The following is a 22,603-nucleotide window of genomic DNA, read 5'->3' on the forward strand; positions in this document are numbered from 1 at the left end:
GGTGTCAGCATGCCCGAGCGGGCGGGGTGCCGGGGAGTGTGAGGTGCGGCACCTTTTCGCGTCGCCCGCGCCGCCGTGGGATCGAGGGCGGGGCACCGGCCGGGAGCCGGGGAAGTGCTGGCGCAGTAGCGCCCTGATGAGGCTTCCGGCAGCCGATGGGCGCTTCGGACGGGTGTGGTCGGGCTTGCGGAGGGAGTGATGTTGGTCATCGGGTCGCCGCATGCGGGATAATGGCTTCCGATCAATGCGTTCGATACCGGCGGTGGACGGACTGCCGGTGCGTAGCTGAGCGGTTGCAGGAAGGGGAACGAGCATGGCGGCCATGAAGCCGCGGACGGGTGACGGCCCGCTCGAGGTCACCAAAGAGGGGCGAGGCATCATCATGCGAGTTCCGCTCGAAGGCGGCGGACGCCTCGTGGTGGAGCTCACGCCCGATGAGGCCGATGCCCTGGGCGAGGCCCTGAAGAAGGCCTGCGGCTGACGCGGCGGGTGCTCCCCTCATCCTCGGTAGATGATGCGTACGGAGCCCGGGTCCCGGAACACACCGGACCCGGGCTCTGCGCTGTCCGGGGGGAGTTGGACCGGGCCGCAGTCATCGCTTGACCGCGCACAGCAGCCCGTCGCTCACCGGCAGCAGGGCGGGCAGCAGCAGGTCGCTCTCCCGGATGTCGGCGACCAGCCCGCGCACCGCGTCGGTCTGCGGGTCGCCGTGGTCGGGCTCGGCCAGCCGGCCCTCCTGGAACACGCCCTCGAAGCAGACCATGCCGCCGGTTCTGAGCAGCCGCAGCGACTCCGCCAGGTACTCCTGCGACTCGGCCGGATCGCCGTCGCAGAACACCAGGTCGTACTGGCCGTCGGCGAGGCGCGGCAGTACCTCCAGCGCCCGCCCCGGTATGAAGCGCGAGCGGTTGGAGGCGAAACCCGCCGCGTGGTACGCCTCGCGGGCGAGCTGCTGGCGGACCGGTTCGGCGTCCACGGTGGTGAGCACACCGTCACTGCGCATGCCGCGCAGCAGGTAGAGACCGGAGACGCCGGTGCCGGTGCCGATCTCGGCGACCGCCTTGGCGTCCAGCGCGGCCGCGAGCAGCCGGAGGCAGGCGCCGCCGCTCGGTCCGATCGCGCGGATGCCGGTCCTGGCGGACTGTGCCCGGGCGTAGGTGAGCACCGCGTCCTCGCCGATGTAGGTATCGGCGAGAGCCGCGTGAGCGGGCCCGAACTCGCTGATGGCTGCCTCTTTCGGAGCGCCGGCTGTCGGCCTGGTGGCGGCCGGATGTCGATATTTCCTGCCACAGATTACTGGCCGCCGGGAACCGCGTTCGAGGGCCGGGCGTTGATCCAGGCGGAACGGGCGGTCGGCCCGGGTACCTACCCGGTCGAGCACTTTTATCCGGAACTGACGGGTGAGGTGGATATGGTGGTGGCCCTGCTGGGCAGAAGAGCCGACCGAGGAGGTGTGGCCGAGGGCGACGTCCCTGTGCGGCGGCACCCCCGCGGCACCACGTCGGCCCGTACGCCGAAGCCCGTGATGAACCAGCCTGCGCACTCCCCCCTGGACAAGTCGACCGCAGCCGACACCGCGATGGCCGAGGCCCCCGCCGAGCTCGCGACCTTCGCCGAGGGCCCCGACGCGCAGACCTGGACGCCGCCCAGCTGGGAGGAGATCGTCGAGGCGCACAGCGCCCGGGTCTACCGGCTGGCCTACCGTCTGACGGGCAATCAGCACGACGCCGAGGACCTGACCCAGGAGGTCTTCGTCCGGGTGTTCCGCTCGCTCTCCACGTACAGCCCCGGCACCTTCGAGGGCTGGCTGCACCGGATCACCACCAACCTGTTCCTGGACATGGTGCGCCGCCGCCAGCGGATCCGTTTCGACGCGCTGGCCGAGGACGCGGCCGAGCGCCTGGCCAGCCGTGAGCCGAGCCCGGCCCAGCACTTCAGCGACACCCACTTCGACGCCGACGTCCAGCACGCCCTGGACACCCTGGCGCCCGAGTTCCGCGCCGCCGTGGTCCTCTGCGACATCGAGGGCCTCTCCTACGAGGAGATCGCGGCCACCCTCGGAGTCAAGCTGGGCACCGTGCGCAGCCGGATCCACCGCGGCCGCTCGCACCTGCGGACCGCGCTGAAGCACCGCGCCCCCGGTTCCGCCCCCGGGCGCATCCGGCGCGGCGGCACGGCGGAGCCGGTGGCGGTCGGTGTCGAGTCCGGCTCCCTGGGCGGGAGTGAACGGGGGCGCTCGTGAGTGGCGCCAACCTCTCGGGTGCCGGCCGCCCCCCGGGGGCCGCTTCGGAGGACGCGGGCCGTCGGCGCGGGGCCGGCTGGGCCCAGCGCGGCCGCCGCGGCGAGCCGGAGCGGCGCACGCCGGAGGGCCACGAGCTGCGGGCCGTCGCGGTCCGCACCGCCGAGCCGCCGGCCGAGGAGCACCACCTGGGCGACCGGCTGACCGCCTTCCTGGACGGCGAGCTCGGCCATGACGCCCGTGAGCGGGTCCAGGCCCACCTGGCGACCTGCCCCGACTGCCTGGCCGAGGCGGACGAGGGCCGCGCGGTCAAGCAGCTGCTGACCGGGACCGGCACCCCGGCGCCCTCCACGATGCTGATGTCCCGTCTGCTGGCGGTCGCCGCACTGCCGGACGACGAGCCGGGCCCGGGCCCCGGTGCCGGCTCCGCCGCGACCGGCACCATAGGCGGCAGCCGGCTGACCGGAGGCTCCTTCGGGCGCGGGGCCGGGGCCTCGTTCGGCGGCGGGGCGCTGGGCGCCGAGTCGCCGCTGCCCGGGGTGGATCCGCGGGCCGGCCGCTCGGGCTTCCTGCGCCGCTCGCCCGCCGGTGTACCGGCGGCACTGCCGGTGCCCGCGCCGCTGGCGGCCCTGGCCGCCCCGGTCGCGGTCCACCCGCCCGTCGCCCACCACCAGACGCCCTCCGGGGGCACCTCCACGCCGCCCCGACGGCGCAGGTTCGTCTTCGCCGCCGCGGCCGGGGCCTTCTCCGTGGCGGCGGTCACCCTCGGCGGGGTCGGCGACCTCAACACCTCCGGCGGCGGCCAGCAGCACGGCAACAGCGTCACCCCGGCCCGGGGCCCCGGCGGGCAGCTGGTCCCGATGACGGTGCAGGAGCCGGTGGACTACCCGGTCTTCCCGGCCCGCGCCCCGTACGGTGCCGGCTCCGTCCCGCTGTCCCCGTACGGCGTCCAGCCGCAGCCCGTTCCGTCACCTCACCAGCACGAGTTCCGTTAGCCTTCCGGGCCCGGTCGCACCGGTACCGGGCGGGTCTGCCGCGGTTCGGCCATCGGCCGGTCTTTGCCACCGCTTCATCCTGCGGTGGGACACGGACCGGGTCGGTGGCCATTACGCTGTATAGACCGTTGTCCGCCGGGCTCATCGGGTTCGACCACCAGGAGCTGGGAGCTTACGTGTTCCAAGACATAGGCCTACCTGAGGTCCTGACGCTTCTCGTCATGGGCATCGTGATCTTCGGGCCGGACAAGCTCCCCAAGCTGATCCAGGACGTCAGCGGTTTCATCCGCAAGGTGCGGAACTTCGCGGACAGCGCCAAGGAGGACATCCGCAGCGAGCTGGGCCCGGAGTTCAAGGACTTCGAGTTCGAGGACCTGCACCCGAAGACCTTCGTCCGCAAGCAGCTGCTCGGCGCGGACGAGGACCCGCTGGGCCTGAAGGAGATCCGGGACGGCCTGGACATCAAGTCCGTACTGAACGACGAGCCCGGACCGGCCATGACCAGCGCGAAGGCCGATCTGACCAAGAGCGCCGCCCCGGCTCCCGGCGGTGCCCCGCTGAGGGACGGCGAGCGCCCTCCGTTCGACGTCGACGCGACCTGACGGACCATCAGCCCGCCCCGCCCGGCAGCCCGGCCGGGCGGGGCATCGCCGTGCACCCCGGTTATGGTGTCGATTGCCTCCGCTGTGCCGTGGATCACGGACCCTCCGGTGCCGAGTCGCCGGACGGAGGCAGCGCCGTACGCCACCATGGAGCGCGCTACGGCTCGGAACGGCGTATCGAGGAGGCCCGGGGATGGACACGACGAGTCATGCTGCGGTGGGGACAGCCGAGGGCCTGGTCGGTGCCCAGCCCGGCCCGGCGGTTGCGGCCGATCCGCTGGCACCGTACCTGGCGGCGGACTTCCCCTGGTACGGCCTGGACGACGGCTGGACCGGCCGCCGCTGGCTGATGCAGGCCGGCGGCGGTGGACGGGCGGCCCACCACGGCGCCATCGACTACGGCACGCTCGGCCACGGTGAGGAGCCGGCCAGGACGTACGAGCCGAAGAACCTCCGCCGCTTCGCCGTGGTGGTCACCGTGGCCCGCCGGGACGTCCGTCGCAGCGCCGACAACACCGGCATGCTGGAGGCCACCTCGGCCTCCTCCGCGGCCTGGCTGGCCGGCTCCGGCCTGCTCGCCAACAGCTGGCCCGGCCAGCTCGACCGTGCCCTGCGCCAGGACTGGCTGGACCAGCAGTCCGCCCTCGCCTGGGACCTGGCCGACGACCTGGACGGCCCCGGCTGGAACTCCCTCACCCTCCCGGTGAACGGCATCCCCCAGCCCTTCCGCTACCGCGAGTCCGAATACGGCTGGGTGCTGGCCGGCGAGGCTCCGGGCGTCCTTCTGGGCGCCTACGGCCGCGGCGTGAGCGCCTACGGCGTCGGCTTCGCCACCGTTCCCGACCTGACGGCCTACACCCGGTCCTGAGCGGGACGGCCCTTCAGGGTCACGAGGCGAGGGGCAGGGGGCGAAAAGGCGGGGGCGCGGGGCCACTGCCCCGCGCCCCCGGTCCGTTCGTCCGGAGGGGCCGACTCAGAACTTGTTCTTGGGCGTGAGCCCCAGCGAGAGCCCGGAGAGGCCGCGCTTGCGGCCGCCGAGCTTGCCCGCGACGGCGCGCAGGGCGGCGCCGGCGGGGGAGTCGGGGTCGGACAGCACGACCGGCCTGCCGTCGTCGCCGCCCTCCCGCAGCCGGACGTCGATCGGGATCGAGCCGAGGACGGGGACGGTGGCGCCGACCGTCCGGGTCAGCGCGTCGGCGACGATCTGACCGCCGCCGGTGCCGAAGACGTCGATCATCTCGTCGCAGTGCGGGCAGGGCATGCCCGACATGTTCTCGATCACGCCGACGATCTTCTGGTGGGTCTGCACCGCGATGGTGCCGGCCCGCTCGGCCACCTCGGCGGCGGCCATCTGCGGGGTGGTGACGATCAGGATCTCCGCGTTCGGGACCAGCTGGGCCACCGAGATGGCGATGTCGCCGGTGCCGGGCGGCAGGTCGAGCAGCAGGACGTCCAGGTCGCCCCACCAGACGTCGGCCAGGAACTGCTGGAGCGCGCGGTGCAGCATCGGGCCGCGCCAGACCACCGGGGCGTTGCCCGGGGTGAACATACCGATCGAGATCACCTTCACGCCGTTCGCCTGCGGCGGCATGATCATGTCCTGGACCTGGGTCGGGCGGCCCTCGACGCCCAGCATGCGGGGCACGCTGTGGCCGTAGATGTCGGCGTCCACCACGGCGACCTTCAGGCCGTCGGCGGCCATCGCGGCGGCCAGGTTGACGGTGACCGAGGACTTGCCGACGCCGCCCTTGCCGGAGGCGACCGCGTACACCCGGGTGAGCGTGCCGGGCTTGGCGAACGGGATCTCCCGCTCGGGGGCACCGCCGCGCAGCAACTGGGAGAGTTCCTTGCGCTGCTGGTCGCTCATCACGTCGAGTTCGACCTCGACGGTGGTCACGCCGGGCACCTTGGCGACCGCCTCGGTCACCCGCGTGGTGATGGTGTCGCGCATCGGGCAGCCGGAGACGGTCAGGTACACCGCGACACGGACCGCGCCGCCCTCGGTGATCTCGACCGATTTCACCATGCCGATCTCGGTGATCGGGCGGTTGATCTCCGGGTCGTGGACGGTCGCCAGGGCCTTGCGTACGGACTCCTCCGTCACGCCGGGGGCAACCTCTGTCTCGTTGGCCATGCCTTGATGGTACGGCGGACGTCGAAGTAGTTGACGCCCCAGTAGCGTGCTGCCGATCACAGCACCTCGGAGGACTCCCGCTGGCCGTCGAACCGCCGCCCGTCGAGGCGTTGGCCGTCGAACCGCGGACCGTCGAACCGCTGGCCGTCCAGCTCCTTGAGCAGCGACTGGAGCTCGGAGCGGATGAAGTCGCGGGTGGCGACCTCGCCGAGCCCGTGGCGGAGCGCGGCGACCTCGCGGGTCAGGTACTCGGTGTCGGCGATGTTCCGTTCGCTCCGGGCCCGGTCCTGCTCCATGTTGACCCGGTCGCGGTCGTCCTGGCGGTTCTGCGCGAGCAGGATCAGCGGCGCCGCGTAGGAGGCCTGGAGCGAGAGCACCAGGGTCAGGAAGATGAACGGGTACGGGTCGAAGCGGAGGCTGTCCGGCAGCAGGGTGTTCCAGCCCAGCCAGACGATGATCACAACCGTCATCCAGACGATGAACCGCCCGGTGCCCAGGAAGCGGGCGATCCGCTCGGAGAGCTTGCCGAAGGCCTCCGGGTCGTAGCTGGGCAGGCTCACCAGGCCGGGACGGCCGGTGCGCGGCTGGTCGAGCCGGGTACGGGGAGCGGCACTGCTGCCGGTGCCCTCGGACCTGGTCGAGTGCCGGACGCCCTCCCGGGCCCGCAGTTCGCGCAGCCGGCGCAGTTCGCTCAGCTCGCCCTGGGGGCGCTGGCCCGTGCTCTCGTCCCGCCTGTTCCTGCGGTCAGCGTCCACCCGCGGCCTCGCTCTCGTGCTCGTGGTTCAGGGCCTCACCGCCGTGCAGCGCGGCCTCGCGCCAGTCGTCCGGCAGCAGGTGGTCCAGTACGTCGTCGACGGTCACCGCGCCCAGCAGGTGGTCGGCCTCGTCCACCACCGGGGCGGCCACCAGGTTGTAGGTGGCGAGGTAGCTGGTGATCAGCGGCAGCGGGGTGTCCGGCGACAGCGGATCGAGGTCGTCGTCCACGATCGAGCCGACCAGGACGTACGGCGGCTCCCGCAGCAGCCGCTGGAAGTGCACCGTGCCCAGGTAGGTGCCGGTCGGCGTCTCGTTCGGCGGGCGGCAGACGTACACCTGGGCGGCCAGTGCGGGCTTGTGGTCCGAGACCCGGACCCTGGCCAGCGCCTCGGCCACCGTGGCGTCGGGCTCCAGGACGATCGGCTCGGTGGTCATCAGACCGCCGGCGGTGTCCTCCTCGTAGGAGAGCAGCCGGCGTACCGAGGCGGCCTCCTCGGGCTCCATCAGGCCCAGCAGCCGCTCGGCGTCCTCCTCGGGCAGGTCGGAGAGCAGGTCGGCGGCGTCGTCCGGGTCCATCGCCTCCAGGACGTCGGCCGCGCGCTCCTCCTTCAGCTTGCCGATGATCTCGACCTGGTCGTCCTCGGGCAGCTCCCCCAGGACGTCCGCCAGCCGGTCGTCGTCCAGCGCGGCGGCCACCTCGGCACGGCGCTTGGCCGACAGGTGGTGCAGCACGTTGGCCAGGTCGGCCGGGCGCAGCTGCTCGAAGGTGGCCAGCAGGTTGGCCGCGCCCTGGCCCTCCTCGGCGAGCGAGAAGCCGGTCACCGCCGACCAGTCCAGGGTGAGGGTCTCGCCCCTGGCCTTGCGCAGCCGGGTCATCTTGCCGGTCTGTACGAAGACCTTGCTGATCTCCCACTCGCGCAGCCGACTCGGCACCATCGCGACGTCCAGCACGGTCACCGGCTCCTGGGTCTTGGTCCAGGTCACCGTGCGGTCCAGCAGTTCGGCCAGGACCAGGGTCTCGGACGGGCGCTGCTCGAACCGCCGCACGTTGATCACGCCGGTGGTCAGCACCTGGCCGGACTCCAGGCTGGTCACCCTGGTCATCGGGAGGAAGACCCGGCGTCGGCCGATCACCTCGACCACCAGGCCGAGCACCCTCGGCGGCCGTCCGCCGAGCCGGAGTGACACCACCACGTCGCGGACCCGGCCCACCTGGTCGCCGTTGGGGTCGAAGACCGCGATCCCGGACAGGTGCGAGATGAAGACCCGGCTGCCTGGTCCTGCCATGGACTCCCTCTCTGCTGCGGATGCGTGCTGCTCCGCGCAAGGGTACCGGGGCCGGACCAACGAGGCCCGTCGATCGGCGGGGGTCTTTCAGCGGGGGTGCTGGAGGGCGCCCCGGGGAGCCCCGGCGGGGTTCAGCCCTTGCGGCGCCCCAGCACGAGCTTCGGCAGCCCCGCCGGGATCGGCTTGCGGGTGGTCACCGGCGAGGGCATCGGGACCGCGGCGTGCGAGCCGTCCGGCATCGATCCCGGCTGCTCGGTGAGCGGCCCGGACGGCTCCAGCCGGAGCACCCGGCACTCGCGGGCCCACCGCTCGCCGATGGAGTCGGTGTCGGGTGCGTTCAGCCGCTTGCCCTTGAGCTCCTCGACCGCCGCGGTCCACTCCTCGCTCTTCGGCGCCAGCTCGCTGACCCGGGCCGTCCAGCCGACCAGCCGGCCCCACTTGTCCTTGCTGCGGACCGTCACCGCGGCGGTGGAGCCCGCGACGAGTCCGTGCAGCGGCTGCTCGGCGCCGTCGCCGACTACCACCACCGCGCCGTCGTGCCACGCGTGCCAGAGCGCCCGGCTGTGCGGCTGCCCCTCGGCGCGTACCCAGAGGAGGCCGGACTTCTTCGCGGCCTCCTCCAGCAGCGCACGGTCGAGGAAGGCGTCGGCGGTCGTCGTAGGCTCCATGCCGCACAGCGTAAGGCCTGGGTGTCCGCACGGCGTGTGTCCACCGGTCGGGAAGGCGGTTACCAGGTCAGGCCGCAAGCCCTACCGTGGAACCGGTTCGTCCGCCTTCGTTCTCCAGAGGAGAGCCGTGCCCGCCGCCAGGCCCGACACCGAGGTGTCCACCGTCGCCCCGAGCCCCGTCGGCGCCCATCCCCGCCCGCTGCCCAGGCTGGACCTGCTGCTGCTCGCGCTCTCCGTCGGCGGGATCTCGCTCTCCGCTCCGCTGATCAGCGCCACCGCCGCTCCCGCGCTGGCGATCGCACTCTGGCGCAACGTCATGTCGGTCGGCGTGCTCGGGCCGTACGCGCTGCTGCGGCACCGTGCCGAGCTGCGCGGGATCGGCCGGCGGGAGCTGCTGCTGGCGATGGCCGCCGGTGCGCTGCTCGCGGCGCACTTCGCGCTCTGGATGCCCAGTCTGCGGATGACCTCGGTGGCCTCGTCGACCGCGCTGGTCACCACCACACCGCTGTGGACGATCCTGCTGATGCGACTGGCCGGCCACCGGGCGCCGCGGCTGGTCTGGACCGGGATGACGCTGGCCTTCGCCGGAGTGCTGGTGCTGACCGGCGTGGACCTGTCGGTCTCGCCCCGGGCCCTGCTCGGGGACGCGCTGGCGCTCGGCGCGGGGCTGGCCGCCGCGGGCTACATACTGCTGGGTGCCGAGGTCCGGCGGACCACCAGCACCACCGCGTACACGCTGGTCTGCTACGCCGGCGCCTCCGTCGTCCTGCTCGGGGTCTGCCTGGCGGCCGGGACCCCGATCACCGGCTGGCCGGCCGGGGTGTGGGGGCAGATCGCCCTGCTGATGGTGACCGCGCAGCTGCTCGGGCACTCGCTGAGCAACCGGGTGGTCCGTACCCTGGGCCCGTCGGTCACCTCCACGGCGATCCTGCTGGAGACCCCGGGCGCGGCCCTGATCGCCGCGTTCTGGCTGGGCCAGTGGCCGCCGGCCGCCGCCTACCCGGCCGTCGCCCTGATCCTGCTCGGCCTGGTTCTGGTCGCCCGCGGCGGCCGCGGCACCTGACCCGCCGCGGTGTCCGGCCCGCCCGCGGTGGCCGCTAGAGCCACCCGTTGCGGCGGAACCCCCGGTACATGCCGACGCAGATGAGCGCGATCCCCCCGAGCACCACCGGATACCCGTACTCGCTCTTGAGCTCGGGCATGTTCTCGAAGTTCATGCCGTAGACGCCGGTGATCATGGTCGGCACGGCGAAGATCGCCGCCCAGGCGGTGATCTTGCGCATGTCCTCGTTCTGCGCCACCGACACCTGCGCGAGATTGGCCTGGAGCAGCGAGTTGAGCAGCTCGTCGAAGCCGTGCACCTGCTCGGTGACCCGGGCCAGGTGGTCGGCGACGTCCCGGAAGTACTTCTGGACGCCCGGGTCCACCAGTCGCTGGACCGGCTCGGAGAGCTGCTGCATCGGCCGCAGCAGCGGTGTCACCGCGCGCTTGAACTCCAGTACCTCGCGCTTGAGTTGGTACACCCGGCCGACGTCGGTGCCGCGTCCGCCCTTGTTGGTGAAGACGTCGTACTCGATCTCGTCCACGTCGTTCTGCAGCCGGTCCGCGACCAGCAGGTAGTTGTCCACCACCTGGTCGGCGATCGAGTGCAGCACGGCGGACGGGCCGCGGCCGAGCAGCCCGGAGGCGTCCGGGTCGGTCTCCAGACGGTGCCGCAGGTCCTGCAGCGAGCTGTGCCCGCCGTGCCGGACGGTGATCACGAAGTCCGGGCCGACGAAGACCATCAGCTCACCGGTCTCGACCACTTCGCTGGTCGGCGTCAGCTGGTCGTGCTCGACGTAGCGGATGGTCTTGAAGACGGCGAACAGCACGTCGTCGTAGCGCTCGACCTTGGGCCGCTGGTGGGCGTGGACCGCGTCCTCGACGGCCAGCGGGTGCAGGCCGAAGCGCTGCGCGATGCCCTCGAACTCGGCCGCGGTCGGTTCGTGCAGCCCGATCCAGCTGAACGAGCCGGTATCCGTCTCCCCGGCCTGCCGGACCCGCTGGACGGCCTCGCGAGGACTGCAGCTCTCGCCGTGCCGCTTGCCGTCCCGGTAGACCGCGCAGTCCACCACGGCCGAGGCGGCGCGCCCGTCGAGGGTGTCCAACCCGGCGACCTCGGCCCGACGGCGGTTCGGGCGGACGGCGGCGCGCAGGTTGTTGATCATCGACATGGCAGGCTCCTCGGACGGGAACCGTCGCACGGCGGCCCGATGGCGGGTGGCGGGTGCGACGGCGGAAGAAACACCGGGTGATTCCGGGCCTGCGGCCGGTCCAGCTGCCTTGCTGGGGCACGGTGAGGACTGCGCGGCTCCGGGGGAGGTGCTCGCCGGGCCGGTGGTGACGCCGCCTCAGTTGCCGGATCGGGAAGGGATCAACGGCACGTACGGTGAAGGCGACGCGGCGGCCGGGCAGAGCTGCCGGTACTGCATGGTCGGCTGGTATCCACCGCAACCACCTCCTTCGCGCCGCTGCCCCGGGGAGAGGATCCCCAGTGGCCGGCTGCCCACACTAACAGTCGGTGTGGTGACGGGAGCGGGGGGTCCGACGGCCGCTCCACGGCCGGGCGTTAAGGTCTGGCCATGGCGCACGACTTCCCTCTTTTCGGCGACCCCACCGACCCCTCGGGGAACGGCCCCGACGAGCTCTCCCAGGAGGCGGTGCTCGCGGCCGTCGAGGCCCGCCTGCTGACCACCTTCGGGGAACCCAGCGGCCGGGCGGCCGTCACCTTCCTCGGCGCGGACCGGATCGAGGTGCTGCGCTTCGGACCCGACACGGACGGACTGGTGAGGTACGTCACCCTCGGCATGGCGGCCGCGCCGATGTCCGACCCGACCGCCGTGGTCGCCGACCCGGTCCGCGGACCCCGGGTCGAGTTGGTGCTCACCGTCCGTGGAGGGCGCGACGACGTGCTCCGCACGCTGGCCACCTTCGCCGCCACCCCGCAGGTCGAGGGCCTGGTCCTGGCCCCTGGCGGCTCGATCGACCTCGGCTCCCCGCTCTGGGAGGGCGCCCCCTTCACCTCCGTCCTCGCCGCCGAACCCGGCGGCCTGGTACCGGACCTGCCCCTGGCCGACCCCGCCGACCCGGTGCGCTTCCTCCCGCTGCTCCCGATGACCCCCAACGAGGCCGCCTTCAAGCGTGTCCACGGCGCCGACGTCCTCCAGGAACGCTGGCTGCGCCACGGAACCGACCTGCGCGACCCCGGGCGCCGGGGCGTACCGCTCGACTGAGCGCCGGCCGGCCGCCGGGCCGGGCGAACCCACGGGAAGCGCGCGGTCAACCAGCCGCGGCGGCAGGGGAGTTCACCGGCCGGGGGGCTCGCAGCCCCTCGGGGGGCTGAACCACCCGCCCTCGCGGCGGGCCGGTGGCGCGGCCCGCGCCGCCGGGGCGGCCTCAGCCGGTGACCGGCCGCGCCCCCGTCGCCTGGGCCAGCAGCGCCTCGTACACCTCGGGGTCGGTGGTGTACTCGCCGAGGCGTACGTCCTTGCGGCTGCCGTGGTAGTCGCTGGAGCCGGTGACCAGCAGTCCGAGGTCGGCGGCCAGGCCCCGCAGGCGCTCGCGGGTCGCCTCGTCGTGGTCCAGGTGGTCCACCTCCAGCGCGGCGAGACCGGCCGCCGCCAGATCGGCGATCACCTGCTCGGAGACCGTACGGCCGCGCTTGACCGCCCCGGGGTGCGCGAACACCGGTACCCCGCCCGCCGCCCTGACCAGCCGGACCGCCGTCACCGGGTCCGTCTCGTGCTTGCGGACGTCCGCCCGGCCGCCGTTGGCCAGCCAGTCCGGGGTGAAGGCGTCCGACACGGTCGGCACGATGCCGGCCTCGACCAGTGCGCTGGCGATGTGCGGACGCCCGACCGAACCCGCGCCGGCGATCCGCCGGACCTGCTCCCAGTCGATCGGTGCGCCCAGCTCCCGGCAGCGCTCCACGATCGCCCGCCCGCGCCTGAACCGGTCGGTGCGGACCAGTTCGCGCTCGGCGGCGAACGCCGGCTCGGCCGGGTCGAAGAGGTACGCCAGCAGGTGCATGCTGATGCCGTCCACCTGGCAGGAGAGCTCGGCGCCCGGAACCAGGGTCAGCCCGGTGCCCCGGACGGCCTCCGCGGCCTCCGCGTGCCCGGCCACCGTGTCGTGGTCGGTCAGCGCGACCACGTCGAGCCCGGCCGCCACCGCCGCGGCGATCAGCTCGGCGGGGGAGTCGGTGCCGTCGGAGGCGTTGCTGTGGGCGTGCAGGTCGATGCGCACGGTCTTCGACACTCCAGGAACAGGGCGGACGCGTGCGCCCCAGGATAGTCAGCGCCCGTTGACGCCCGGAGGCCGTTCCCGCGGCCCGACCGCCCGCTCAGCCGAGCAGCCGGGGCGAGAGCGCCCCGCAGGGCAGCAGTCCGAGCTCCGCGCCCGCGTCCCGCAGATCGGTGAGTACCAGCTCGTCGTACATCATCAGCGCCGACTGCTCGGGCCAGGCGATCGCCCAGAGCCACAGGCCGCGCGCCTCGCCGACGAAGACGGCGCGGTCCACGGGGGCGTCCGGCACATGGAACATCGGGGTCGGCCGGCCGGCGGCGAGCAGCTTGGCGTCGGCGGGTTTGTAGAGCGACACCGACTCTCCCGGGTCGGGCCCCGCCAGGCCCGCGTACCGGGCACCCAGGCCGACACCCAGCTCCTCGGCGACCAGCACCAGTTCACCGAAGCCGCCCAGCGGCGCCGGCCCCGAACAGGCGACCGCGGTGGCCCGGGCGCCGGAGACGTCGTCCCCGGCGTGCGCGATACCGGTGAACAGCCAGCCGACCGGCAGCGGCCAGGGCAGCCAGACGGGGACCTGGGAGCGGGCCACGGCCACGCTCAGCGCCTCCACACTCGGGGGCAGCACCGGCTGCATCGGATGCACGGCGCCGTGCTGGTCGCACTGCCAGGTGTCGGAGAAGAGGCCGGGCGCGCGGACCCGACTACCGCACCTTGGGCAGCTTGGCTCGCCCCTCATAGCGGACAACGCTCCTCCCTCCGGAGCGCCGCGTCAAGGACGATCACCCGTACGGAGTGCGTCGCGCTGCTCCCTCGGGGTGGCCGGTGCGGGCGGCTGCCCCGGGAGTGGATGTCCGGTGCCGGGCGGCGGCAAACGTCCTCCCGGGAACAGGCAGCGGCGATGTGGCGCGAGGGAACGGGGCGGAGTCGGGAGCGAACACACTGACGCCCCGTCAACGACACTTCTTCGGGTCGCAGGGTGACGGGGCGTCAGTCAGGTATCGGAACGTCGGACGCGGCCTCGGCGGGGGCCTCGGTCGGTCCGGCGTGGGTCACGCCGCCTTGCACGGTCGGATGTAGAGGCGTTCCCCGGTGCGGGCGGCGGCCTCGACGAACTCGCGGACGGTGTCCGCGTCGGCGATCAGGCGGTCGGTGGCGACGCCGTCGGCGTCGTCCAGTCGGAGGATCTCGAAACGCATGTGCCTCTCCCTTCCTCTGCCCCGCTCGGGGGCGATTCGGCTCGGTCGTCGTGCGTGTGCCGTTTCCGGCGTGCGGGCCACGGTGTAGTGGCGCTGCTTCCGGGCGACTGCCCGGCCGCGAGTCCTGGCTCCGGCGAACCGTCGCCATCGGGGTCAACGGGGCGGCAGTACGCGACTATTCCCGGACAGAATCAAATATTACCCGACCTAACGAAATTTGTCGCGCGAGTTGCCGCGTCCCGGTGGGGGCGGGCGGGCGGGGGTGGTCCAGGGGTAAGGAGTTTGACCGGGTGTCAGGTGTCAGGTCGTGAGGGTGAGGGAGCCGTAAGGTCCTGAGGGGTCAGGCGGCCCAGAACCCGGTGAGTGCGGCGGCCGTCGCGTCCGGCCGCTCGGCGTTGGGGGAGTGCCCGGCACCGGCGATCACCACATGACGGGCGGACAGGAGCTCCGCCATCCGGGACTGCTCCGCCACCGGCCAGGCGTAGTCCTGCTCTCCCGAGACCACCAGCCGGGGCAGCGCGACGCCGGACAGCTCCGCGACCCGGTCCGGGGCGGCGACCAGATGGCCGCCCATCGCGATCAGCGCCTGCGGGACGTTCGCCAGCCAGCGGCGGTGCAGGAAGTCCGCGATCTCGGGACGCGGGGAGGCAACGCCCTTGTCCGCGTCCAGCTGCCGCATGACCTGCCAGATCGACTCCAGGTCCATCGACCCCAGGGCGTCGACCAGCATCCTGGTCCTGGCCGCCTCGCCCGGCGTGATCGGGCCGGGGCCGGTGGCGAGCAGCGTGAGCGAGCGCCAGGGCAGCTCCCGCTGCTCGGCCGCCGCCATGAGGACGGCCTGGCGGGCCACCTGGCCGCCGAAGGAGTGCCCGAGCAGGTGTAGAGGTCCGCCGTCGGCCAGCTCCGCCGAGAGCGCGAGGACGTCGCGGGCCAGCTCGTCGATCCCGTAGGCGGCCGGATCGGCCGGTCCGCCGCTCTCGTACTGGCCGCGCTGGTCCACCGCCAGCACCCGGTACCCGGCAGCGGCCAGCGGCTCCAGCAGCGCGATGAAGTCCTCCTTGCTGCCGGTGAAGCCCGGCAGCAGCAGCGCCGTCCCGCGTACGGCCTGCTCGGGGACCGCCTCCAGCGCGGCCAGGCTGCCGCGGGAGGTCTCCACCCGCAGCGCCCGCGCACAGCCGGGAAGCCTCAGGAACGGCGGTGTGCTCATCGGTTCTACTCCTCGGTAGCCACAACTGCTCCGAGCTTAGACCGACCGGCGACAGGGCCCGCGGCGTCACATGCCGTCCAGGGGCGGGAGAACGCCGACGGGCGGGCCGGGTCGCGATGACCCGGCCCGCCCGTTCGGGGTGGTTCAGCTCTCCGGGGTGGCCTCGGGGGCCGCCGTGGAGCGGCGGGTGCGGGTACGGGTACGGGTGCGGCGCGGGGTCTGGCCGGCCTCCGCCTCGCCGTCCTCGGCCTTCGCGGCCGCGGTACCGGTCTCCACGGCCTCGGTGGCAGCCGCGGCCTCGTCGCTCGCGGTGCTGCGCGGACGCCGGCGGCGCCGACGCGGAGCCTCGGCCGAGGCCGCGTCCTCGCCCGATGCCGACTCCGAGAAGACCATCGAGGGGGCGGCCGCCGGGGCCGGCACCGTGGCGGTGGTACCCGCCTGGTCCCCGGCCTCGGCCGCGGTGCCCGCCGGAGCCGCGGCGCTGCCGGCGGCCTCGGCGCTCACGCCGCCGCGGGTGCGACGACGCTGCCGAGGGGTGCGCGCCGGACGCTCGGCCGGAGCCTCCTCGGTGACGGCCGCGCCCCCGCGACCGCCCCGTGCCCGGCTGGAGCGCGAACCGCGGCCGCCGGTCTCGCCGAGGTCCTCGACCTCCTCGGCGCCCAGGCCGGCCCGGGTCCGCTCGGAGCGCGGCAGCACGCCGCCGGTCCCCGGGGCGATCTTCAGCAGCTCGTACAGGTGAGCCGAGGTCGAGTACGTCTCCTCCGGCTCGTTGAACGGCAGGTCCAGCGCCTTGTTGATCAGCTGCCAGCGCGGGATGTCGTCCCAGTCGACCAGCGTGACGGCGGTGCCGGAGGCGCCGGCGCGGCCGGTGCGGCCGATCCGGTGCAGGTAGGTCTTCTCGTCCTCGGGGCACTGGTAGTTGACCACGTGGGTGACACCCTCGACGTCGATGCCGCGGGCGGCGACGTCGGTGCAGACCAGGACGTCGACCTTGCCGTTGCGGAAGGCCCGCAGGGCCTGCTCGCGGGCGCCCTGGCCGAGGTCGCCGTGGACCGCGCCGGCCGCGAAGCCGCGCTTGGTCAGCTGCTCGGAGACGTCGGCTGCGGTCCGCTTGGTGCGGCAGAAGATCATGCACAGCCCGCGGCCCTCGGCCTGCAGGATGCGCGAGACCATCTCGACCTTGTCGAGCGAGTGCGCACGGAAGATGTGCTGCTCGATGTTGGCCACGGTGGTGCCGGTGTCGTCCGGGGCGGCGGCCCGGATGTGGGTCGGCTGGCTCATGTAGCGGCGGGCGAGAGCGATCACCTGGCCCGGCATGGTGGCCGAGAACAGCAGGGTCTGCCGCTTGGCCGGCAGCATGGTGATGATCTTCTCGACGTCCGGCAGGAAGCCCAGGTCGAGCATCTCGTCGGCCTCGTCCAGGACCAGCGCGCGGACCTTGGACAGGTCCAGCTTGCGCTGGCCGGCCAGGTCGAGCAGCCGGCCCGGGGTGCCGACCACGATGTCGACGCCCTTCTTGAGCGCCTCCACCTGCGGCTCGTACGCCCGGCCGCCGTACACCGCGAGCACGCGGACGTTGCGGACCTTGCCGGCCGTCTGCAGGTCGTTGGTGACCTGGGTGCACAGCTCGCGGGTCGGCACCACGATCAGCGCCTGCGGGCTCTCGGAGAGCTGGTCCTCGGTGGCGCGGCCGGCGTCCACGTCGGCGCGGACGACGACCCGCTCGATCAGCGGGAGGCCGAAGCCGAGGGTCTTGCCGGTGCCGGTCTTGGCCTGGCCGATGACATCGTGGCCGGTCAGCGCGACCGGCAGGGTCATCTCCTGGATGGGGAAGGGGTGGACGATGCCGACGGCCTCCAGGGCCTCGGCTGTCTCCGGGAGGATCCCCAGCTCCCGGAAGGTGGTCTTGTTGGGTTCGACGGTGGTGGACAGGGTGCTGCCTCTTCCATGTGGTGGGGCCGAGAGCGAGAGGCGGGGCGGGCAGCCGCACGGCTGATCGGGGGCCTTGTCAGGCCCTGCCACAGCCGCGGGACGCACAACCGCGCCTGCCCCTGCGGCCTGCCGGCTCGAGCGGCCCGGTGGCGGGCGCGTCATCCGGCGGCGTGGGGGAGGGTTCCCGTGAGGAGCCTGGCGCGGGACCTTCGCCGTACGGCGCGGTCCGCAACGGCCCTCGCTCGGCCACTGATGCGGTGCCAAGGCTTGAAGTCCAAGCCAAGGTCGGAGCCGATCGGCTCTCCGACCGGGCATCCGCGTACGTGAGCGCTCGATGTCCGTACGGAGCACGTGTACGCGGCCCGCCGTGGGGTGGCCGGCCGCGTGAATACACCAAGCCTCGCCACCAACCATACAGTCCGGCGACGACTCGAACACGTGACGCGGCTAACGCGGCAGCCGTGCTGGTCGGCGGTGGTCCGACGGCGGCGGCCGACCGGTCTAGGGTGGCGAGCCGTGACTCGGCCCCGGGTGGGCCGGGTGCTTCCCGCTCGTCCGGCGACGCGGGTGTACGGCGGCCGAGCCCGGGCCGCCGTGCTGTGGCAGAGTCCCAACTGTACAACGGGCCATCGAGAAGCGAGGACTGATGGAGACTCAGGAATCCGGTGCCGAGCGCCCGGTCGGCTCGATCGGGAACTGGACGACCTGTGCGGCGGACCCGGGCTACCGGGCGGCCGTGCTCGACCTGCTCGGCGCGCTCGCGTACGGCGAGCTGAGCGCCTTCGAGCGGCTCGCCGAGGACGCCAAATTCGCCCCCGGTCTCGCCGACAAGGCGGCGCTGGCCAGGATGGCCTCCGCCGAGTTCCAGCACTACCAGCTGCTGCACGACCGCCTGGTGGAGATCGGCGCGGACCCGACCGAGGTGATGAGTCCCTTCGTCGAGCCGCTGGAGTCCTTCCACCGGATGACGGCGCCCTCGGACTGGCTGGAGGGCCTGGTCAAGGCGTACGTCGGCGACTCGATCGCCACCGACTTCTACCGCGAGGTGGCGGTCCGGCTGGACGACGACACCCGTGAGCTGGTGCTGCGGGTGATGGCGGACACCGGGTACGCGCAGTTCGCCGTGGACCGGGTGCGGCAGGCGATCGACACGGACAGCCGGGTCGGCGGGAGGCTGGCGCTCTGGGGCCGTCGGCTGATGGGGGAGGCGCTCAGCCAGGCGCAGCGGGTGGTCGCCGAGCGGGACGCGCTCTCCAACCTGCTGGTCGGCGGCGCACGGGTGCAGGGCTTCGACCTGGTCGAGGTCGGCAAGATGTTCACCCGCATCACCGAGGCCCACACCAGGCGGATGGCCGCCCTGGGACTGGCCTCCTGAGCCAGGCGGAGCGGTCACCCGGGCCGGAGAGGCAGCCCGTCCGGGCCGGGGCGGGCCCTCGGGGCGTGGATTCCCCGGCGAGCGGGGAGCCGGGCGACCGGCCGGGAGCCCCCCGTACGGCTTCCCGCGCTGCCGAGGGCGGCCCCTGTGCTCCCTGGGGCCTGCCCCGTGCTCAGGCGTGGCGGTGGCGGCCGCGTGCGGCGGCGTGCTCGGGGCGGGCGAGGACCGAGACCAGTGCGGCGGATCCGATCACCGAGATCGCCAGCGAGACGGCGGGCAGCCGGGCGTCCAGCGTGTACCGGGAGATCCACCCGGCGAGCAGGGCGGCCACCACCCCGGTACCGACGGTGAGGCTGCGCGCGGCCGGGAAGTACTCGGCCAGCAGGGTCACCGCCCCGGCCCCGACGGCCAGTCCGACGAGCACGAAGGCGAACGACTCGACGAGCACGGGCTGCCTCCCGGGGCCGATCGGGCGCGCGGCGAACGGTGCGCGCGTGGTTCCGGTTCGGCCATACCCGCCCGCCACGGGTGGTACGCACACCAGGTCGAAACGGCATCGCCCCGCCCTCCGGAGGAGGAGTGGGGCGATGCCGTAGGGCCCGTGGCGCCGGCGGTGCCTCAGACGGTGCCGAAACCCACCTTGCGCGCGGTCGGCTCGCCGATCTCGATGTAGGCCAGGCGCTCGGCCGGGACGATGACGCGGCGGCCGTGCTCGTCGGTCAGCGAGAAGACCTTCGAGGAGCCCTCCAGCGCCTTGGCGACCGCGCTCTCGACCTCATCGGCAGACTGCGGGCTCTCAATGACGATCTCGCGGGGCGCGTTCTGCACGCCGATCTTGACCTCCACGGCTTCCTTCCCTCCGGGGTTGCAGCCATCCATGCGCGGGCTCCTCGAACAGGAGTTCGTGGTGATCGCGCCGTACGGCTTCACCTTAGAGCACGGGCGCCGCCGCCAGGGGAAGGTCCGGTGATCGCTCTCCGCTCCGCTCAGCCCGCGGACGCGGCCGGGGACTGGTCGTTCGGGTGCATCGGGAAGCCCTTCAGTCCGCGCCAGGCCAGGCTGGCCACCAGCCGGACGGCCTCGTCACGGGGGATCTCCAGCCCCTGCGAGAGCCAGTAGCGGGCGGTGATCTGGGCCAGGCCGCAGACCCCGGCGGCGAGCAGCTTGGACTCCGCCTCCGGCAGGTCGGTGTCCTCCGCGATCACCGTGCTGACCAGCGTCGCGCTGGCGTCCGAGGCGCGCTCGACCCGCTCGCGCACGGCCGGCTCGTTCGTCAGGTCGGACTCGAAGACCAGACGGAACGCGCCGGACTCGCTGGAGACGTAGTTGAAGTACGCCTCCATGGTCGCGGCGACCCGCTGCTTGTTGTCGCTGGTCGCGGAGAGCGCCGCGCGGGTGGCCTCGACCAGGGCGTCGCAGTGCTTGTCCAGCAGCGCGAGGTAGAGCTCCAGCTTCCCCGGGAAGTGCTGGTACAGCACCGGCTTGCTGACTCCGGCGCGGTCGGCGATGTCGTCCATGGCCGCGGCGTGGTAGCCGTGGGCGACGAACACCTCCTGCGCGGCACCGAGCAGTTGTTCACGGCGGGCGCTTCGCGGCAGGCGGGCACCGCGCGGGCGCTCCTGCGCCTCCTGGATGGCCGTCACGGGCGCTCCTCACTTCACGGTCTGCGGCAGCGCGCCCATCGGGTGGACAGTGTGCCGGGTATAGCTGGCAAGGTCACTGATTCTACTTTTGAGTAATGGGATCCGCCCCCGGTGCAGGCGAGAAAAGCGCAGGAACGCCTTTTCGGGAGCCCACAACGGGTGCCCACAATACGGCGCCGCGCCGCACTGTCCAGAGGACGAGACGGAACTGTTCGGCGAGGTGGGGGGCCGAATCCGGAGAAACCGGTCCCACCTACCATCGTGCTCCATGAGCGCTGAGCAGCAGGTCGGGTCCGAGGACGCTCCGGTTCGCACCGTCGCCGTGCCGGGGGCGGTCCTCTCGGTGAGCGGGCCCCGGCCCGACGGTGACGGCCTGCCGCCCGCGCTCTTCGTCCACGGACTGGGCGGTTCCCGGGACAACTGGACCGAACTCATGGCCGCGCTCGCCGGCCAGGTCTCCGGCGAGGCCCTGGACCTGCCGGGCTTCGGTGGCTCCGAGCCGCCGCAGGACGGCAACCTGTCCGTCTCCGGCCACGTCCGGGCGGTGATCGGCTACCTGGAGGCGTCCGGGCGCGGGCCGGTGCACCTGTTCGGCAACTCGCTGGGCGGCGCGGTGGCCGTCCGGCTGGCCGCACTCCGCCCCGACCTGGTGCGCAGCCTCACCCTGATCTCGCCCGCCCTGCCCGAGCTGCCGCCGCAGCGCACCGCCTGGCCGACCGGTCTGCTCGCGGTTCCGGGCGTACCCGCGTTGCTCCGCCGCGCCCCGGCCGGGCGCCGCAGCCCGGAGCAGACCGTCGAGGGCTTCCTCGACCTGGTCTACGGCGACCCGGCCGCGGTGTCCGCCGAGCGGCGGGAGCGCGCCGTGAGCGAGTACCGGCGGCGGCTCGGCGTCCCGTACGCGATGCGGGCGATGGCCGGCACGACGCGCGGGATCGTCTCCGCCTACACCGAGCGCGGCGAACAGTCGCTGTGGCGGCAGGCCGAGCAGGTGAAGGCACCGGTGCTGCTGGTGTACGGGCTGAGGGACAAGCTGGTCTCGTACCGGTCGGCGCGACGGGCCTGCGCGGCCTTCGCCGACGCGCGGCTGCTGGTCCTGCCGGACTCCGGGCACGTGGCGATGATGGAGCACCCCGGGCAGGTGGCCAGGGCGGTCCGGGAGCTGCTCGCCGAGATCTGACCGTCCGGCCCGGAGCGGGCCCGTGACCGGCCGGGGTGCCGCCTGGCCGGCGGTCCGGAACGCGGGGTGCCGGTGGAGGTAACGGGCGTTCACTCGATCAGGTGGCAACCGGGCGGGTGAGCGAGGAGGGCCGGGGTTTCGTTCTACCTTCGTGGTGTCGGACCGAACACAGGTGTGGGGGGAGTAGCAGCCGCGGGTGCCCCGTGGGGCGGCTGCGCGGGTGCCGGTCGGTCTCGCCGGGCCCGTAGCGGGTGCTGCCCTTCCCCGAGCGTCGCGGCTCCGCCGAGCGCCGGGCCGTCCAGTGCCGGATCTCGCGGCAGAGCGGGCTCCACCGGGTCCCGGTCCGGCCTGCCGTCGGCAGCCGTCCCGGACCGCCCCGATCGCCCAGCTCTGGAGGTTGTCGTGCGAATAGCTCTGCTCACCGAGGGCACCCGTCCCACAGCGCGGCGTTCCGGTGGCGGCCGGTGCGGCCGGCTGACGGACGCCCCGGTCGAGTACGGGTTCGGGCACCGCGGACCGGCCGGTCTGGGCCGTGCGGAGCAGCTTCCGGTCCGTGCGGTGGCGGCGTGCGGGGTGTCGTGGCTCGTGGGCGTGCCCGGTGCGAGGCCCGGCGGAGCCCGGGCGGGTGGCGGTGGCGCGGTCACGGGCCCGGCGGAGGCGGTCTGATGGGCGGCCACGAGGAGCCGTTACCGGGGCCGCTGCCCCCGGCGCCGGGGAGCCGGCCGTGGTGCGCGGCGGGGGCCGGGGCCGCGCCGCCGGAGGCGCGGGGGCGGCTGTCGGCGCCGCCCCGGTCGGGGGGCCCGGTACGGGAGCCGGCGGAGCGCCACCGCGGCCCGCGCGGGCAGGCGGGTGGCCGGCCGGGCGGAGCGGCCGGCCCGGCGGAAGCCGGACACGGGCAGGCGCGGCGCCACCGGCGAGCGGAGGCCCCCGTGCCCGCCGAGGAGCGGCACACCCAGGTGCCCCGCCGGGCGGCCGCCGATCCGCCCGCCCGGTGCACGCCGCCCGGGCCGTCCCCGCAGCGCCCCACCGGAAGCGCGCGCGGCAGCGCCGTCGGGTGCGGGCCACCGGGCGCCGTCGTCCCCACCGCACCGCTGCCGCCCTGTGCCCG

At 73.6% G+C, this 22,603-nt stretch carries 23 protein-coding genes; 9 read left to right on the forward strand and 14 right to left on the reverse strand.

Annotation, left to right across the window (positions count from 1 at the left end):
• Nucleotides 1–313 precede the first annotated feature (313 nt).
• Nucleotides 314–481, forward strand: coding sequence for a DUF3117 domain-containing protein (locus ACSMTC_RS23070; RefSeq protein WP_014137929.1), 168 nt, complete (start codon nt 314–316; stop codon nt 479–481).
• Between the two features lie 111 nt (nt 482–592).
• Here ACSMTC_RS23070 and ACSMTC_RS23075 read toward each other — a convergent pair whose 3' ends face one another.
• Nucleotides 593–1,225, reverse strand: coding sequence for an O-methyltransferase (locus tag ACSMTC_RS23075; RefSeq protein ID WP_436564780.1), 633 nt, complete (start codon nt 1,223–1,225; stop codon nt 593–595).
• Between the two features lie 354 nt (nt 1,226–1,579).
• Between ACSMTC_RS23075 and sigE the strand changes: the two genes are divergently transcribed.
• The 4 genes from sigE to ACSMTC_RS23095 all read left to right on the forward strand — a co-directional run bounded on the left by sigE (nt 1,580) and on the right by ACSMTC_RS23095 (nt 4,704).
• Entirely contained in the window at nt 1,580–2,242 is a 663-nt protein-coding gene (gene sigE, locus ACSMTC_RS23080) for an RNA polymerase sigma factor SigE (protein ID WP_436564781.1), read from the forward strand.
• On the forward strand, nt 2,239–3,234 hold the full coding sequence (locus tag ACSMTC_RS23085; RefSeq protein ID WP_436561613.1) for an anti-sigma factor family protein: 996 nt from the start codon (nt 2,239–2,241) through the stop codon (nt 3,232–3,234). The genes sigE and ACSMTC_RS23085 overlap by 4 nt, the downstream gene beginning before the upstream one ends.
• Nucleotides 3,235–3,410: 176 nt before the next feature.
• Nucleotides 3,411–3,836, forward strand: coding sequence for a sec-independent translocase (locus ACSMTC_RS23090; protein ID WP_436561614.1), 426 nt, complete (start codon nt 3,411–3,413; stop codon nt 3,834–3,836).
• Between the two features lie 193 nt (nt 3,837–4,029).
• Complete coding sequence (locus ACSMTC_RS23095; protein ID WP_436561615.1) at nt 4,030–4,704, forward strand: hypothetical protein; 675 nt, start codon at nt 4,030–4,032, stop codon at nt 4,702–4,704.
• Between the two features lie 105 nt (nt 4,705–4,809).
• Here ACSMTC_RS23095 and ACSMTC_RS23100 read toward each other — a convergent pair whose 3' ends face one another.
• The 4 genes from ACSMTC_RS23100 to ACSMTC_RS23115 form a co-directional block, all read right to left on the reverse strand.
• Nucleotides 4,810–5,970: an Mrp/NBP35 family ATP-binding protein gene (locus tag ACSMTC_RS23100; protein WP_436561616.1), complete on the reverse strand. Its 1,161-nt coding sequence runs from the start codon at nt 5,968–5,970 to the stop codon at nt 4,810–4,812.
• A 56-nt stretch (nt 5,971–6,026) separates the two neighbouring features.
• The gene (locus tag ACSMTC_RS23105; protein WP_436564782.1) at nt 6,027–6,638 is read right to left on the reverse strand and encodes a DUF1003 domain-containing protein; all 612 of its coding nucleotides are present in this window, start codon (nt 6,636–6,638) and stop codon (nt 6,027–6,029) included.
• A 76-nt stretch (nt 6,639–6,714) separates the two neighbouring features.
• A complete protein-coding gene (locus ACSMTC_RS23110) occupies nt 6,715–8,013 on the reverse strand; it encodes a magnesium transporter MgtE N-terminal domain-containing protein (RefSeq protein ID WP_436561617.1) in 1,299 nt (432 codons plus the stop codon).
• Between the two features lie 131 nt (nt 8,014–8,144).
• A complete protein-coding gene (locus tag ACSMTC_RS23115; RefSeq protein WP_436561618.1) occupies nt 8,145–8,681 on the reverse strand; it encodes a pyridoxamine 5'-phosphate oxidase family protein in 537 nt (178 codons plus the stop codon).
• A 127-nt stretch (nt 8,682–8,808) separates the two neighbouring features.
• On the opposite strand from ACSMTC_RS23115, the gene ACSMTC_RS23120 reads away from it, so the two are divergent.
• Entirely contained in the window at nt 8,809–9,744 is a 936-nt protein-coding gene (locus ACSMTC_RS23120; RefSeq protein ID WP_436561619.1) for a DMT family transporter, read from the forward strand.
• A gap of 34 nt (nt 9,745–9,778) precedes the next feature.
• Here ACSMTC_RS23120 and ACSMTC_RS23125 read toward each other — a convergent pair whose 3' ends face one another.
• Nucleotides 9,779–10,894 (reverse strand): magnesium and cobalt transport protein CorA, encoded by a 1,116-nt coding sequence (locus ACSMTC_RS23125; protein WP_436561620.1) that lies wholly within the window; start codon nt 10,892–10,894, stop codon nt 9,779–9,781.
• A 408-nt stretch (nt 10,895–11,302) separates the two neighbouring features.
• Here ACSMTC_RS23125 and ACSMTC_RS23130 point away from each other — a divergent pair, with 408 nt between their 5' ends.
• Nucleotides 11,303–11,953 (forward strand): suppressor of fused domain protein, encoded by a 651-nt coding sequence (locus tag ACSMTC_RS23130; RefSeq protein WP_436561621.1) that lies wholly within the window; start codon nt 11,303–11,305, stop codon nt 11,951–11,953.
• Between the two features lie 163 nt (nt 11,954–12,116).
• On the opposite strand, the gene ACSMTC_RS23135 is transcribed toward ACSMTC_RS23130, so the two are convergent.
• The 5 genes from ACSMTC_RS23135 to ACSMTC_RS23155 all read right to left on the reverse strand — a co-directional run bounded on the left by ACSMTC_RS23135 (nt 12,117) and on the right by ACSMTC_RS23155 (nt 17,186).
• The gene (locus ACSMTC_RS23135) at nt 12,117–12,965 is read right to left on the reverse strand and encodes a PHP domain-containing protein (protein ID WP_436564783.1); all 849 of its coding nucleotides are present in this window, start codon (nt 12,963–12,965) and stop codon (nt 12,117–12,119) included.
• 97 nt (nt 12,966–13,062) lie between these two features.
• Complete coding sequence (locus ACSMTC_RS23140; RefSeq protein ID WP_436561622.1) at nt 13,063–13,701, reverse strand: DUF6758 family protein; 639 nt, start codon at nt 13,699–13,701, stop codon at nt 13,063–13,065.
• Between the two features lie 313 nt (nt 13,702–14,014).
• The gene (locus ACSMTC_RS23145; protein WP_436561623.1) at nt 14,015–14,161 is read right to left on the reverse strand and encodes a hypothetical protein; all 147 of its coding nucleotides are present in this window, start codon (nt 14,159–14,161) and stop codon (nt 14,015–14,017) included.
• A gap of 340 nt (nt 14,162–14,501) precedes the next feature.
• Complete coding sequence (locus tag ACSMTC_RS23150; protein WP_436561624.1) at nt 14,502–15,368, reverse strand: alpha/beta fold hydrolase; 867 nt, start codon at nt 15,366–15,368, stop codon at nt 14,502–14,504.
• A gap of 144 nt (nt 15,369–15,512) precedes the next feature.
• On the reverse strand, nt 15,513–17,186 hold the full coding sequence (locus ACSMTC_RS23155) for a DEAD/DEAH box helicase (RefSeq protein WP_436564784.1): 1,674 nt from the start codon (nt 17,184–17,186) through the stop codon (nt 15,513–15,515).
• Nucleotides 17,187–17,946: 760 nt separating this feature from the next.
• Here ACSMTC_RS23155 and ACSMTC_RS23160 point away from each other — a divergent pair.
• Complete coding sequence (locus ACSMTC_RS23160; protein WP_436561625.1) at nt 17,947–18,675, forward strand: ferritin-like fold-containing protein; 729 nt, start codon at nt 17,947–17,949, stop codon at nt 18,673–18,675.
• Between the two features lie 172 nt (nt 18,676–18,847).
• Here the strand turns inward: ACSMTC_RS23160 and ACSMTC_RS23165 are convergent, their stop codons facing one another.
• The 3 genes from ACSMTC_RS23165 to ACSMTC_RS23175 form a co-directional block, all read right to left on the reverse strand.
• Nucleotides 18,848–19,123, reverse strand: a complete 276-nt coding sequence (locus tag ACSMTC_RS23165; protein ID WP_436561626.1) for a hypothetical protein — start codon at nt 19,121–19,123, stop codon at nt 18,848–18,850.
• 170 nt (nt 19,124–19,293) lie between these two features.
• A complete protein-coding gene (locus ACSMTC_RS23170; protein WP_436564785.1) occupies nt 19,294–19,521 on the reverse strand; it encodes a DUF3107 domain-containing protein in 228 nt (75 codons plus the stop codon).
• Nucleotides 19,522–19,661: 140 nt separating this feature from the next.
• Entirely contained in the window at nt 19,662–20,318 is a 657-nt protein-coding gene (locus ACSMTC_RS23175; RefSeq protein ID WP_436561627.1) for a TetR/AcrR family transcriptional regulator, read from the reverse strand.
• A 268-nt stretch (nt 20,319–20,586) separates the two neighbouring features.
• Between ACSMTC_RS23175 and ACSMTC_RS23180 the strand changes: the two genes are divergently transcribed.
• Nucleotides 20,587–21,495 carry an alpha/beta fold hydrolase gene (locus ACSMTC_RS23180; RefSeq protein WP_436561628.1) on the forward strand — a complete coding sequence of 303 codons (909 nt, stop codon included), beginning with the start codon at nt 20,587–20,589 and terminating at the stop codon, nt 21,493–21,495.
• Nucleotides 21,496–22,603 lie beyond the last annotated feature (1,108 nt).

Source organism: Kitasatospora sp. HPM-01-4, assembly GCF_051374625.1.
In the GTDB taxonomy this organism is placed as follows: Bacteria; Actinomycetota; Actinomycetes; order Streptomycetales; family Streptomycetaceae; genus Kitasatospora.

What these genes read in the sequence shown, in the direction of transcription:
- ACSMTC_RS23070 (WP_014137929.1), top strand. Translation starts at nt 314, where the DNA reads ATGGCGGCCATGAAGCCGCGGACGGGTGACGGCCCGCTCGAGGTCACC.
- sigE (WP_436564781.1), top strand. Translation starts at nt 1,580, where the DNA reads ATGGCCGAGGCCCCCGCCGAGCTCGCGACCTTCGCCGAGGGCCCCGAC.
- ACSMTC_RS23095 (WP_436561615.1), top strand. Translation starts at nt 4,030, where the DNA reads ATGGACACGACGAGTCATGCTGCGGTGGGGACAGCCGAGGGCCTGGTC.
- ACSMTC_RS23100 (WP_436561616.1), bottom strand. Translation starts at nt 5,970, where the DNA reads ATGGCCAACGAGACAGAGGTTGCCCCCGGCGTGACGGAGGAGTCCGTA.
- ACSMTC_RS23110 (WP_436561617.1), bottom strand. Translation starts at nt 8,013, where the DNA reads ATGGCAGGACCAGGCAGCCGGGTCTTCATCTCGCACCTGTCCGGGATC.
- ACSMTC_RS23115 (WP_436561618.1), bottom strand. Translation starts at nt 8,681, where the DNA reads ATGGAGCCTACGACGACCGCCGACGCCTTCCTCGACCGTGCGCTGCTG.
- ACSMTC_RS23125 (WP_436561620.1), bottom strand. Translation starts at nt 10,894, where the DNA reads ATGTCGATGATCAACAACCTGCGCGCCGCCGTCCGCCCGAACCGCCGT.
- ACSMTC_RS23130 (WP_436561621.1), top strand. Translation starts at nt 11,303, where the DNA reads ATGGCGCACGACTTCCCTCTTTTCGGCGACCCCACCGACCCCTCGGGG.
- ACSMTC_RS23140 (WP_436561622.1), bottom strand. Translation starts at nt 13,701, where the DNA reads ATGAGGGGCGAGCCAAGCTGCCCAAGGTGCGGTAGTCGGGTCCGCGCG.
- ACSMTC_RS23145 (WP_436561623.1), bottom strand. Translation starts at nt 14,161, where the DNA reads ATGCGTTTCGAGATCCTCCGACTGGACGACGCCGACGGCGTCGCCACC.
- ACSMTC_RS23150 (WP_436561624.1), bottom strand. Translation starts at nt 15,368, where the DNA reads ATGAGCACACCGCCGTTCCTGAGGCTTCCCGGCTGTGCGCGGGCGCTG.
- ACSMTC_RS23155 (WP_436564784.1), bottom strand. Translation starts at nt 17,186, where the DNA reads ATGACCCTGCCGGTCGCGCTGACCGGCCACGATGTCATCGGCCAGGCC.
- ACSMTC_RS23160 (WP_436561625.1), top strand. Translation starts at nt 17,947, where the DNA reads ATGGAGACTCAGGAATCCGGTGCCGAGCGCCCGGTCGGCTCGATCGGG.
- ACSMTC_RS23180 (WP_436561628.1), top strand. Translation starts at nt 20,587, where the DNA reads ATGAGCGCTGAGCAGCAGGTCGGGTCCGAGGACGCTCCGGTTCGCACC.